The sequence below is a fragment of the Rhodococcus sp. CH91 genome, from assembly GCF_022554085.1.
In the GTDB taxonomy this organism is placed as follows: domain Bacteria; phylum Actinomycetota; class Actinomycetes; order Mycobacteriales; family Mycobacteriaceae; genus Rhodococcus.
Window position 1 is genome coordinate 541,309 of record NZ_JAKFYR010000002.1, and the last position, 13,239, is coordinate 554,547.

11 protein-coding genes are annotated in these 13,239 nt (G+C 68.6%); all 11 read left to right on the forward strand.

What is annotated here, in order from left to right; genetic code table 11:
* The first annotated feature begins 9 nt into the window (after window positions 1-9).
* The 11 genes from uvrC to MOM01_RS06250 all read left to right on the forward strand — a co-directional run bounded on the left by uvrC (window position 10) and on the right by MOM01_RS06250 (window position 13,239).
* A complete protein-coding gene (uvrC, locus tag MOM01_RS06200; protein WP_241384502.1) occupies window positions 10-2,217 on the forward strand; it encodes an excinuclease ABC subunit UvrC in 2,208 nt (735 codons plus the stop codon).
* Window positions 2,218-2,222: 5 nt separating this feature from the next.
* Window positions 2,223-3,146, forward strand: coding sequence for an RNase adapter RapZ (gene rapZ, locus MOM01_RS06205; RefSeq protein WP_241384646.1), 924 nt, complete (start codon window positions 2,223-2,225; stop codon window positions 3,144-3,146).
* Window positions 3,143-4,177, forward strand: coding sequence for a gluconeogenesis factor YvcK family protein (locus MOM01_RS06210; RefSeq protein WP_241384503.1), 1,035 nt, complete (start codon window positions 3,143-3,145; stop codon window positions 4,175-4,177). Before rapZ ends, MOM01_RS06210 begins: the two co-directional genes overlap by 4 nt.
* A complete protein-coding gene (gene whiA / locus MOM01_RS06215) occupies window positions 4,168-5,151 on the forward strand; it encodes a DNA-binding protein WhiA (protein ID WP_241384504.1) in 984 nt (327 codons plus the stop codon). The genes MOM01_RS06210 and whiA overlap by 10 nt, the downstream gene beginning before the upstream one ends.
* 121 nt (window positions 5,152-5,272) lie before the next feature.
* Window positions 5,273-6,289 carry a type I glyceraldehyde-3-phosphate dehydrogenase gene (gene gap, locus MOM01_RS06220; RefSeq protein WP_241384505.1) on the forward strand — a complete coding sequence of 339 codons (1,017 nt, stop codon included), beginning with the start codon at window positions 5,273-5,275 and terminating at the stop codon, window positions 6,287-6,289.
* Between the two features lie 26 nt (window positions 6,290-6,315).
* A complete protein-coding gene (locus tag MOM01_RS06225; protein ID WP_241384506.1) occupies window positions 6,316-7,527 on the forward strand; it encodes a phosphoglycerate kinase in 1,212 nt (403 codons plus the stop codon).
* A gap of 5 nt (window positions 7,528-7,532) precedes the next feature.
* Window positions 7,533-8,318, forward strand: a complete 786-nt coding sequence (gene tpiA, locus MOM01_RS06230; RefSeq protein WP_241384507.1) for a triose-phosphate isomerase — start codon at window positions 7,533-7,535, stop codon at window positions 8,316-8,318.
* 179 nt (window positions 8,319-8,497) lie between these two features.
* Complete coding sequence (gene secG, locus MOM01_RS06235; RefSeq protein WP_241384647.1) at window positions 8,498-8,731, forward strand: preprotein translocase subunit SecG; 234 nt, start codon at window positions 8,498-8,500, stop codon at window positions 8,729-8,731.
* Between the two features lie 64 nt (window positions 8,732-8,795).
* Complete coding sequence (gene ppc / locus MOM01_RS06240) at window positions 8,796-11,558, forward strand: phosphoenolpyruvate carboxylase (RefSeq protein ID WP_241384508.1); 2,763 nt, start codon at window positions 8,796-8,798, stop codon at window positions 11,556-11,558.
* Window positions 11,559-11,646: 88 nt separating this feature from the next.
* Complete coding sequence (locus MOM01_RS06245; RefSeq protein ID WP_241384509.1) at window positions 11,647-11,985, forward strand: YciI family protein; 339 nt, start codon at window positions 11,647-11,649, stop codon at window positions 11,983-11,985.
* A gap of 3 nt (window positions 11,986-11,988) precedes the next feature.
* Window positions 11,989-13,239: an RNA polymerase sigma factor gene (locus tag MOM01_RS06250; RefSeq protein WP_241384510.1), complete on the forward strand. Its 1,251-nt coding sequence runs from the start codon at window positions 11,989-11,991 to the stop codon at window positions 13,237-13,239.

Sequence of the window (13,239 nt, forward strand, 5' to 3'; positions counted from 1 at the left end):
CCTGGACCTGTGCCCGACCCCTCGACATATCGCCCTGCCCCCGGTTCCATTCCCACGGAGCCGGGGGTCTACAAGTTCCGCGACCCGCACGGCCGGGTCGTCTACGTCGGCAAGGCGAAGAACCTCCGCTCGCGTCTGAACTCGTACTTCGCCGACATCGCGTCGCTGCACCCGCGGACCCGGCAGATGGTGACCACGGCGGGCAAGGTCGAGTGGACGGTGGTGCGCACCGAGGTCGAGGCGCTGCAACTCGAATACAACTGGATCAAGGAGTTCGACCCGCGGTTCAACGTGCGGTACCGGGACGACAAGACGTACCCGATGCTCGCCGTCACGCTGAACGAGGAGTATCCGAGACTGTTCGTCTACCGCGGTCCGCGTCGTCGAGGGGTGCGGTATTTCGGACCCTATTCGCACGCGTGGGCGATCCGCGAGACCCTCGACCTGCTGCTGCGTGTGTTCCCGGCGCGCACCTGCTCGGCGGGGGTGTTCAAACGGCACGCCCAGATCGGCCGCCCCTGCCTGCTCGGATACATCGACAAATGCTCGGCGCCCTGCGTCGGCCGCGTCACCGCCGACGAGCACCGCCGCATCGTCGAGGACTTCTGCGACTTCCTCGCCGGTCGCACCGACAAACTCGTGCGCGAGGTCGAGCGACGGATGCACGCCGCTGCCGAGGAACTCGACTTCGAGACCGCGGCGCGACTGCGCGACGATCTCGGCGCACTGCGCAAGGCACTCGAGAAGCAGGCGGTGGTCCTCGGCGACGGCACCGACGCCGACCTCGTGGCGTTCGCCGGCGACGATCTCGAGGTGGCCGTGCAGGTCTTCCATGTGCGCGGAGGCCGTGTCCGGGGCCAGCGCGGCTGGATCGTGGAGAAGTCCGGCGACGTGCTCGACAGGCCCGAGGACCGCGAGGCGGCGGTAGCGGAGGCCGCAAAGAGCGCGGACGGGCGCGTGGGGGACGGCAGTGAGGACGCCGAGGAACTCTCGCTGCTGGTCGAACAGTTCCTCACGCAGTTCTACGGCGAGGAGGCGGCGCTCGGATCCGGCGACGCCGAGGCGAGCAGTGCGGTGCCGCGCGAAGTGCTCGTGCCGGCGCTGCCGCCGGATCCGGAGGAGATGGGCCGCTGGCTCGGCCGGTTGCGGGGCGGCCCGGTGCGCCTGCGCATCCCCCAGCGAGGTGACAAGAAGGCTCTGGCCGACACCGTCGAACGCAATGCCAAGGAAGCACTCGCCCAGCACAAGTTGCGCCGCGCAGGAGACTTCACCGCCCGATCCGCGGCGTTGCAGGGCATCCAGGACGCTCTCGACCTGGACTCGGCACCGCTGCGCATCGAGTGTGTCGACATCAGCCACGTGCAAGGCACCGACGTCGTCGCGTCCCTCGTGGTCTTCGAGGACGGCCTGCCGCGGAAGTCCGACTATCGGCACTACGCGATCAAACACGCCGCCGGGGACGGCCGCTCCGACGACGTCGCGTCGATCGCGGAGGTGACGCGCCGGCGCTTCCTGCGCCACAACAGCGATGTGGCACGGCAGGCCGGTGCTGCCGGCCCGGTACCGGACGGCGCCGACGGAGGAGACCTCGCCCCCGAAGCGGCACTGGACCCGGCCACGGGCCGCCCGCGCCGGTTCGCCTATCCACCGAATCTGTTCGTCGTCGACGGCGGTGCACCACAGGTCGCAGCAGCGGCGGAGGTTCTCGACGAGCTCGGGGTCACGGACGTCGCCGTCATCGGGCTCGCGAAGCGTCTCGAAGAGGTCTGGGTTCCCGGCGAGGACGATCCGGTGATTCTTCCCCGCACCAGCGAATCGTTGTTCCTGCTGCAGCGTATCCGCGACGAGGCGCACCGTTTCGCGATCACCTATCACCGGAGCAAGCGATCCAAGCGCATGACGGCATCCGCCCTCGACGGAATCCGGGGCCTCGGGGCCACCCGCCGGAAGGCGCTGGTCACCCACTTCGGGTCGGTCGCGCGACTGCGGGAAGCGAGCGTGGAGGAGATCACCGTGGTACCGGGAATCGGTCGGGCGACCGCACGGGCGGTACTCGAGGCGTTGCGCGACGAGGCACCTGCGGCAGCCGAGTCGTCCCAAGCCGAGTCGTCCCAGGCGAATGCAGGTGCCGGCGCGGTCTCCGATGCGGGCGACACGCGGGTGGGCGATGATGGCTCCGTCGGCGTGTCGGGCCTACGAACGGAGTCGGAACAGTGACCGAAGTGAGTCGGATCCCCGGAACGACGGAGACGGATGTCGACGGGGCCCAGCCCCCGCATGCCGAGGTCATCGTCGTCACCGGCCTGTCCGGAGCGGGTCTCAGCACAGCTGCGACGGCGCTCGAGGATCTCGGTTGGTACGTGGTGGAGAATCTGCCGCCGCAGTTGGTGCTGTCGATGATCGATCTCGCGGTGCAAGCGGAGCCGCCGCTCCAGCGGCTCGCCGTGGTGATGGACGTGCGCAGCCGGTTGTTCACCGGCGACCTCGAACGCGTCGTCGCCGACCTGGCGGCGCGACCCGTCAACACCCGCGTGCTCTTCCTCGAGGCGACCGATTCGGTGCTCGTGCGGCGGTTCGAACAAGTGCGTCGCAGCCATCCGCTGCAGTCCGACACCGCAGACCGCACTCTCACCGACGGCATCGCCGTCGAACGCGCACAACTCGCACCGGTCAAGGCCGCCGCGGATCTGGTGATCGATACGTCCACCCTGTCGGGACCGGATCTGCGCCGCAAGATCGACGCGGCGTTCGGCGACGCCGCTTCCGACACCATCCGGGTGACGGTGGAGTCGTTCGGGTTCAAGTACGGCCTGCCCATGGACTCCGATGTCGTGTGCGACGTGCGTTTCCTCCCCAATCCGCACTGGATCGCCGAACTGCGACCGCATACCGGGCAGGAGCCCGCGGTGCGCGAGTATGTACTCTCCCGCGACGGTGCCGAGGAATATCTCGCCACCTACCACCGGCTGCTCGCGCTGACGACAGCCGGTTACCGTCGGGAGGGGAAGCGCTACATGACGATCGCAGTGGGATGTACGGGTGGGAAACACCGGAGCGTGGCGATGGCGGAAGCTCTCGCCGCCCGCCTGGAGGGTGAGCCGGACCTCACGGTGAACGTGGTGCATCGGGATCTGGGGCGCGAGTGAATCCGGCCACCGACCCGGACCCCGAGGTACCGGGCTCCGGGCCGGCGATCGCTGCGCTCGGGGGTGGGCACGGCCTGTATGCCACCCTCAGTGCGGTGCGTCGCCTGAGCGACCAGGTCACCGCCGTGGTCACCGTCGCCGACGACGGCGGTTCCTCGGGCCGCTTGCGTGCCGAACTCGGCGTGGTGCCGCCCGGCGACCTGCGGATGGCCCTGGCCGCCCTCGCCGGTGACAGCGACGAGGTCCGGACGTGGACCGACACCGTGCAGCACCGCTTCGGCGGGACGGGCGCGCTGGCAGGGCACTCCGTGGGCAACCTCATCCTCGCCGGACTCGCGGAGGTCGCGGGCGACACGGTCACCGCGCTGGACATGCTCGGCCGGGTCCTCGACGTCCGCGGCCGGGTACTGCCGATGTCGCCGATCCCGCTCGACATCGAAGCCGACGTGTCGGGACTCGAATCCGATCCCCGCGTGAGCCGGTGCATCCGCGGCCAGGTCGCGGTGGCGACGACCCCCGGCAAGGTCAGACGGGTCCGTCTCATCCCTGCCGATCCGCCGGCATGCCGGCCCGCACTCGACGCGGTCTGCGAGGCCGACCTCGTGGTGCTCGGCCCCGGCTCCTGGTTCTCGAGTGTCATCCCGCACGTACTCGTACCGGACCTGTACGAGGCGCTCCTCCACACCGAGGCGCTGAAGGTGCTCGTCCTCAACCTCGCGGCGGAGCCGGGGGAGACCGCCGGTTTCTCCGCGGAACGCCACCTGCACGTTCTCGCTCAGCATGCCCCCGATTTCCGTGTCGACCATGTCGTCGTGGATGCTGCCTCGGTACCGGAAGGGCGCGAGCGCGAGCATCTGAGTCGATCCGCAGCCCGGTTCGGCGCGAAGGTTTCCTTCGTCGACGTCGCCGAATCCGGTACGCATCGGCACGACCCCGCCAAATTGGCCGGGGCACTGGAAACATGCCTGTCCTCGCGCGGCGGAATGCGCGCTGCGTCCGGGGACGGAAGGGAGAACGTCTCGTGGCAATGACAGCGGAGGTCAAGGACGAGCTGAGCAGGTTGTCGGTCACCCGGATCAGCAACCGCAAGGCCGAGGTGTCCGCGCTCCTGCGCTTCGCCGGCGGGTTGCACATCGTCGCCGGGCGTGTGGTGGTCGAAGCCGAAGTGGATCTCGGATCGATCGCACGCCGTCTCCGCCGCGAGATCTTCGAGCTCTACAGCTATCCGGCCGAGATCCAGGTCCTCAGCGCCGGGGGACTGCGCAAGAGTTCCCGGTACGTCGTCCGGGTCGGCAAGGACGGTGAGGCGCTCGCCCGCCGCACCGGCCTGCTCGACGGCCGGGGCCGCCCCGTTCGCGGCCTGCCCGCGCAGGTGGTCGGTGGCAGCGTGTCCGACTCCGCCGCGGCCTGGCGGGGTGCCTTCCTCGCGCACGGTTCGCTCACCGAACCGGGCCGATCCTCGGCACTCGAGGTCAGCTGCCCCGGCCCGGAAGCCGCGCTCGCGCTCGTCGGCGCGGCCCGCCGTCTCGGTGTGACCGCCAAGGCCCGCGAGGTGCGTGGTGCGGACCGGGTGGTGATCCGTGACGGCGAGGCCATCGGAGCGCTCCTCACTCAGATGGGCGCCCAGGACACCCGGCTGGTGTGGGAGGAGCGGCGCATGCGGCGGGAGGTCCGCGCGACCGCGAACCGCCTGGCGAACTTCGACGACGCCAATCTGCGGAGGTCCGCCCGTGCTGCCGTGGCTGCTGCCGCCCGGGTCGAACGGGCGCTGGCGATCCTCGGAGCGGACGTCCCCGATCATCTCGCGGCGGCCGGAGCGCTGCGCGTCCAGCACCGGCAGGCCTCGCTCGAGGAGCTCGGTCAGCTCGCGGATCCGCCGATGACCAAGGACGCGGTGGCAGGCCGTATCCGTCGTCTGCTGTCGATGGCGGATCGCCGCGCGAAGGAACTCGGGATCCCGGACACCGAGTCGGCCGTCACCGCGGAGTTGCTGGACGACGCGTAGAGGGGCACGCTTGGAAGGGAGTTCGCGCCACGGCAGGGCGGCTCCCACAAGGTGATCAAGGCCCATTAGGGTAGGGGTCACACCAGCACAATCATCGAAATCTGGGCAAAGGAGCTTCACTGTGACTGTCCGCGTAGGCGTGAACGGATTCGGACGCATCGGGCGTAATTTCTTCCGGGCGGTCGAGGCCCAGAAGGCCCTCGGCACCACCGATATCGAAATCGTCGCTGTCAACGACCTGACCGACAACGACACCCTCGCGACGCTCCTGAAGTACGACTCGATCCTGGGTCGCCTCGACAAGGACGTCCGTGTCGAGGACGACTTCATCGTCGTCGGTGACCAGAAGATCAAGGCTCTCGAGATCAAGGAAGGTCCCGCTGCGCTGCCGTGGGGCGATCTGGGTGTCGACGTCGTCGTCGAGTCCACCGGCATCTTCACCGACGCCGCCAAGGCCAAGGGGCACCTCGACGCCGGCGCGAAGAAGGTCATCATCTCGGCGCCTGCCAAGGGCGAGGACATCACCATCGTGATGGGCGTCAACGACGACAAGTACGACGGCAGCCAGAACATCATCTCCAACGCCTCGTGCACCACGAACTGCCTCGGCCCGATCGCCAAGGTCCTCGACGACAACTTCGGTATCGAGCGAGGCCTGATGACGACGGTCCACGCCTACACGCAGGACCAGAACCTTCAGGACGGCCCGCACAAGGATCTGCGTCGCGCCCGCGCCGCAGCGCTGAACGTCGTCCCGACCGGCACGGGCGCCGCCAAGGCCATCGGCCTCGTTCTCCCGCAGCTGCTCGGCAAGCTCGACGGCTACGCCCTGCGGGTTCCGATCCCCACCGGCTCGGTCACCGACCTCACCGCAGACCTGCGCACCAAGGCGACGGTCGACGAGATCAACGCCGCGATGAAGGCTGCGGCCGAGGGTCCCCTCAAGGGCATCCTGAAGTACAACACCGACCCGATCGTGTCCTCGGACATCGTCACCGATCCGCACTCGTCGATCTTCGATGCGCCGCTGACCAAGGTCATCGACGATCAGGTCAAGATCGTGTCCTGGTACGACAACGAGTGGGGCTACTCGAACCGTCTGGCCGACCTCATCGGTCTCGTCGCCAAGTCCCTCTGACACTCGCAGAACAGGACATCCCAACAGTGGCAGTTCAGACCCTGAAGGATCTGCTCGACGCCGGTGTGGAAGGCCGAGGCGTACTCGTGCGCTCCGACCTCAACGTTCCGCTCGACGGCGAGACGATCACCGACGCCGGCCGCATCCTCGCGTCGGCACCCACCCTCCGCGCGCTGGCGGAGGCGGGGGCCAAAGTCGTCGTGACCGCGCATCTCGGCCGCCCCAAGGGCGAGCCGGATCCGAAGTACTCGCTCGCGCCCGTCGCAGCGAAGCTCGGTGAGGTGCTCGGCCGCAACGTCCAGCTCGCCGGCGATGTCGTCGGCCAGGATGCTCTCGCACGTTCGGAGGGATTGACCGACGGCGACATCCTTCTGCTCGAGAACGTCCGTTTCGATCCGCGCGAGACGAGCAAGGACGACGCCGAGCGCCTCGCGTTCGCCCGTCAGCTCGTCGAACTCGTCGGTGACGACGGCGCTTTCGTCTCCGACGGTTTCGGTGTCGTGCACCGTAAGCAGGCGTCGGTCTACGACGTCGCGACACTGCTCCCGCACTACGCGGGAGATCTCGTCGCCGCGGAGATCGGGGTGCTCACCAAGCTGACCACCGACACACAGCGTCCCTACGCCGTGGTGCTCGGCGGTTCGAAGGTCTCCGACAAGCTCGGGGTCATCGAGGCGCTCGCGCCCAAGGTGGACACCCTCGTCATCGGTGGCGGGATGTGCTTCACCTTCCTTGCGGCACAGGGATACCCGGTCGGCACCTCGCTGCTCGAGGAGTCGATGATCGAGACCTGCAAGCAGTTGCTCGAGCGGTTCGGCGACGTCATCCACATCCCTCAGGACGTGGTGGTCGCCGACAGGTTCGCGGCCGACGCGCAGTCCCGGACCGTCGCGGCCGACGCCATCCCGGAGGGATGGATGGGCCTGGACATCGGGCCGGAGTCCGTGCAGCGCTTCGCCTCCCTCCTCGGCGGGGCGAAGACGGTGTTCTGGAACGGCCCGATGGGCGTGTTCGAGTTCGAGAACTTCGCGGCCGGCACCAAGGGAGTCGCCGAGGCGATCATCGAGGCCACCGACAAGGGCGCCTTCAGCGTCGTCGGCGGCGGCGACTCGGCGGCAGCCGTGCGGTCGCTCGGTCTCGGTGAGGACCGCTTCTCGCACATCTCCACCGGTGGCGGTGCCTCTCTCGAGTATCTCGAGGGCAAGGAACTGCCCGGCATCGCGGTTCTGGAGGGCTGAGCGGAATGGCACGTACACCGCTCATCGCGGGCAACTGGAAGATGAACCTCAACCATCTCGAGGCCATCGCTCTGGTGCAGAAGATCGCGTTCACGCTCCCCGAGAAGTATCTCGAGAAGGTCGACGTGACGGTCATCCCGCCGTTCACCGACATCCGCTCCGTGCAGACCCTCGTCGAGGGCGACAAGATCGGCATCACCTACGGGGCGCAGGACCTCTCGGTCCACGACTCCGGGGCCTACACCGGCGAGATCTCCGGTGCGATGCTGGCGAAGCTCGGCTGCACCTACGTGGTCGTCGGACATTCCGAACGTCGCACCCTGCACGGGGAGACGGACGAGATCGTCCGCGACAAGGCCAAGGCCGCGCTGCGGCACGGCCTGACTCCGATCGTGTGCATCGGTGAAGGACTCGATGTCCGCGAATCGGGCAGCCACGTCGAGTACAACGTCGAGCAGTTGACGAACTCGCTCGCCGGATTGTCCGCCGACGACATCGCGAAGATCGTCGTTGCGTACGAGCCGGTCTGGGCCATCGGCACGGGCAAGGTCGCCTCCGCGGCGGACGCCCAGGAGGTGTGCGCCGCAGTGCGTGCCACTCTCGCCGAACTGGCCTCCCCGGAGGTCGCGGCCTCGATCCGCGTCCTGTACGGCGGCTCGGTCAACGCCAAGAACGTCGGCGAGCTCATCGCTCAGCCCGATGTCGACGGTGGTCTCGTGGGAGGTGCCTCCCTCAAGGCCGACGAGTTCGCCCAGCTGTCGGCGATCGCCGCGGGCGGTCCGCTGCTCTAGAGGCGAAGACGCACCGCTGCGGGGCGCAGGATCGCGTGGATCCTGCGCCCCGCAGCGTATGTTCGTCCCTCCGCGTGCGTCCGAGGGGCGTGACCGAGTACACCCACGACGTCCCCGCGCGAGGAGCGGGTAAGCTGACGCCGACGTCGCCCACCATCCGAAGGACACTGAACACCGACATGGAACTGTTCCTGGACATCCTGCTGATCGTCACCAGCCTGCTGCTGATCCTGCTGGTGCTTCTGCACCGCGGTAAGGGCGGTGGCCTGTCCAGCCTGTTCGGTGGCGGAGTCCAGTCCAACCTCTCGGGCTCCTCGGTCGCCGAGAAGAACCTCGACCGCCTGACCGTCTTCACCGGCATCATCTGGGTGATCGCAATCCTCGGTATCGGTCTGCAGATCAAGTTCAGCTGACCCGTTCCGGCGCAGGAGCGCCGTCGCGGTCGCGCCGAGGCCGTCGGCCGCCGATACTGTCGGCATGACCGACATCGTGCCTGCTTCCGCGACCGAACCATTGCGGGAGGACATCCGCCTGCTCGGCGGCATCCTCGGCAACGTCATCCGCGAGCAGGCGGGCAGCGACATCTTCGACCTGGTGGAGGCGGCCCGGGTCGAGAGTTTCCGGATCCGCCGTTCGGAAGTCGACCGCACCGCGCTCGCCGAACGCTTCGCCGGTGCCGCCACCGACGACCTGCTTCCCGTCGCCCGGGCGTTCAGCCATTTCGGTCTGCTCGCCAACCTCGCCGAGGATCTGCACCACGAACGGCGCCGCGCGGTGCATCTCCGGGCGGGCGACCCGCCGCAGGACAGCGCTCTCGCCGCCACCTACGCCAAACTCGACGCCGCTCGTCCCGGCCTCGACACCGACACCGTGGCCGACGCGCTGGCCGACGCGCTCGTCGCCCCGGTCATCACCGCCCACCCCACCGAGACCCGGCGGCGAACGGTCTTCGATGTGCAGACTGCCGTCACCGAGCTCATGAGGCGGCGTGAGCACGCCGACGATCCCGCCGCACTCGACAGCATCGACCGGGCGCTGTACCGGCACATCCTCACTTTGTGGGACACCGCCCTCATCCGGCTTGCGCGCCTGCGGATCAGCGACGAGATCGACAACGGGCTGCGCTACTACGACCTCTCGCTGTTCGAGGTGGTCCCCACCCTCAACACCGAAGTGCGACGCGAACTGCGCCGCCGCTGGCCCGACGCCGCGGTGCTCACCCAGCCGCTCGTACGGCCCGGGACCTGGATCGGCGGCGACCGCGACGGAAACCCCAACGTCGATGCGGAGGTCGTCACGACGGCTGCGAATCGGGCCTGTGAGACCGCGCTGCGTCACCACCTCACCGAACTCGCCGCCCTCGAACGCGAACTGTCGATGTCCGAACGCACCGCGACCATCAGCAGCACGCTGAAGGATCTGGCGGAGGCATCGGGTGACGACGATCCCGCGCACAGTGACGAGCCGTACCGGCGTGCCGTGCACGGGATCCGAGCCGGACTCACCGCGACCGCGGCACGGCTGCTGCCGGGTGTCGACCTGCCCGCGGTCGTCGAGTTGCCGTGCGAGGCGTACCCGACACCGGCGCGGTTGCACGCCGATCTCACCGTCGTCGACGCATCGCTGCGCGCGGGTGGAGCAGCGGTGATCGCCGACGACCGGCTGGCCCGTCTGCGCGGTGCGGTCGAGGTCTTCGGCTTCCACCTCGCGCCCCTGGACCTGCGCCAGAACTCCGAGGTACACGAGAAGGTCGTCGCGGAACTGCTCTCGTGGGCAGGAGTGACCGACCGGTACCGGGACATGTCCGAGGACGACAGGGTCGCCCTCCTGACCTCCGAACTGCGCATCCGCCGCCCGCTCACCTCACCCGAGGCGCACCTGTCGGACGAGACCGCCAAGGAACTCGGCATTCTCCGCGCTGCCGCCGAGGTCGTCCGTCGCATCGGACCGGCCGCCATCGAGCACTACATCATCAGCATGTGCACCTCGGTCTCCGACCTGCTCGAGGTCGAGGTCCTGCTCAAGGAAGTCGGGCTGCTCGACCTGGACCGCGGTTATCCCCGCAGCACCGTGCAGGTGATTCCGCTCTTCGAGACCATCGACGATCTGCGCGGCGGCGCGGCCACCCTGACGGCGGCGCTCGCCGTTGCCGAGTTCCGCAGTCTCGTCGACGGGCACGACGGCCTGCAGGAGGTCATGCTCGGCTACTCCGACTCCAACAAGGACGGCGGCTATCTCGCCGCCAACTGGGCGCTCTACCGGGCCGAACTCGACCTCGTCGAGGCCGCGCGCGCCGCGGGCATCCGCCTGCGCCTGTTCCACGGTCGCGGCGGCACCGTGGGCCGAGGCGGAGGGCCGAGCTACGACGCGATTCTCGCCCAACCTCCCGGAGCGGTCCGGGGATCGCTGCGTCTGACCGAGCAGGGCGAGGTCATCGCGGCGAAATACCGCGAACCGGTGCTCGCGCGACGCAATCTCGAAGCACTCGTCTCGGCGACGCTCGAATCGAGTCTGCTCGACGTGGAAGGCCTCGGGGAGGATGCCCCGGAGGCCTACCGCATTCTCGACGACCTCGCCGATCGTGCCCGCGCGGCCTACAGCCGTCTCGTGCACGAGACACCGGGTTTCGTCGACTACTTCACCACGGCGACGCCGGTTTCGGAGATCGGTGCCCTCAACATCGGCAGCCGGCCGGCCTCCCGCAAACCGACGAAGGCGATCAGCGACCTGCGGGCGATCCCGTGGGTGCTCTCCTGGACGCAGAGCCGCGTGATGCTTCCCGGCTGGTACGGCACCGGATCGGCGGTGAGTGAGTGGGTGGCCGGTGATCCCGACCGGCTGGCCACCCTGCAGGATCTCTACCGCCGCTGGCCGTTCTTCCGGTCGGTGCTGTCCAACATGGCACAGGTGCTCGCCAAATCCGATCTCGGGATCGCTGCCCGTTATTCCGAGCTCGTCGACGACGTGGAGTTGCGTGAGCGGGTGTTCGGCAGCATCGTCGACGAGCACGCCCGCACGGTCGACGCATACGAGCAGATCACCGGATACGACTCGCTCGTCGCCGACAATCCCGCGCTCGAGCGGTCGCTGCACAACCGCTTCCCGTACCTCGAACCACTCAACCACCTGCAGGTCGAGCTGTTGCGCCGGTTCCGGGCCGGAGAGGACACCGAACGGGTCCGGCGCGGCATCCAGATCACCATGAACGGGCTCGCCACCGCATTGCGCAACAGCGGCTGAGACATCTTCTCGTCGCGGTGTCGATCCGGAACGAGTCCGTTCGTCGTAAGGGTGTAGGACGAACACCACACCGACAGGAGCAACCGTCATGAAGTACATGCTGCTGATCTACGCATCCACGAGCGGCGAACCCACCTGCACCGTCGCGGACTGGCAGGACTACGAGAAGGCGATGCGCGACGCGGGAATCCTCGTGTCCGGGCACGCGCTGCAGGATCTCGTCACCGCGACCACCGTGCAGGTCGGTGCGGACGGACGGCGCACGGTCACCGACGGGCCCTTCGGAGAGGCCCGTGAGGTGCTCGGCGGATACGACGTGATCGATGTCGGCAGCCTCGACGAGGCTCTCGACTGGGCGGCGCGCTGCCCCGGTTCGAGAGACGGAGGCAAGGTCGTCGTGCGGCCGATCGCCGACTTCGGGAACTGAGCGGTGGGGGAGCCGGCCGCCACCGTCGAAGCGGTGTTCCGGGAGGAACACGGCCGGCTCCTCGCTGCGCTCGTCCATCGCTTCGGCGACCTCGACCTGGCCGAGGAGGTCGCATCGGAGGCATTGGAAGCAGCGCTCGTGCATTGGCCGGCCGACGGCGTCCCCGACCGCCCGGGCGCATGGTTGCTCACCACCGCCAGGCGCAAAGCACTGGATCGGGTGCGGCGCGATCGTGTCTACGCGACTCGGCTGGCAGAGCTCGCGATCGACACCGGACGCCGCGCGAGCCAGGACACTCCCACCTCGGGTGACCTGCCCGACGACCGCCTCGAATTGTTCTTCACGTGTGCTCACCCCGCGCTCGCCGCCGACGACCGTATCGCGCTGATCCTTCGGTGTCTCGGCGGGCTCACGACGAACGAGGTCGCCCGGGCTTTCCTCGTGACGCCGGCCACGATAGCGCAGCGGATCGTGCGGGCCAAGAGGAAGATCCGGGGCGCACGCATCCCTTTCCGGGTGCCGGGCTCCGACGAACTACCGGAGCGGCTGCCGGTGGTGCTCGCCGCGCTCTACTCGATATTCACCGAGGGATATGTGGCGAGCAGTGGCGAGCATCTGCAGCGCGCCCCTCTCGCCGACGAAGCGATCCGGCTCACGCGCATCCTGCACCGGTTGATGCCGGCGCAACGCGAGGTGACCGGCCTGCTCGCGCTGATGCTGCTCGTCCATGCCCGCCGGGACGCGCGTACCGATCCGTCCGGCGCGGTGATGCTGCTCGACATGCAGGACCGCAGACTGTGGGACCGCGAGATGATCGAGGAGGGCAGCGCACTGGTGGTCGTGGCCCTCACCGGCGGGCCACCCGGCCCTTATGGGGTGCAGGCCGCGATCGCTGCGCTGCACGACGAAGCCGACGAGGCGGGCGCGACCGACTGGCCGCAGATCGTCGCGCTCTACGACGTCCTGGCAGCTCTGGACCCGTCGCCGGTCGTGGCGCTCAATCGCGCGGTGGCCGTGGCGATGCGGGACGGGCCGGAAACGGGGCTGGCACTGCTCGACGATCTCGCCGGCGAGCCGGGTCTGCGCGAGTACGGTCCGTACGCGGTGGCGCGGGCAGAATTGTCATGCCGCCTGGGGAGGAAAGCCGAAGCGGCCGTGTGGTATCGGCGGTCGCTCGATCTCGCGGGTACCGATCCCGAGCGGCGGCATCTGCGAAAGCGGTTGGCAGAGCTCGAGAATCCGCAGCGATGGTGA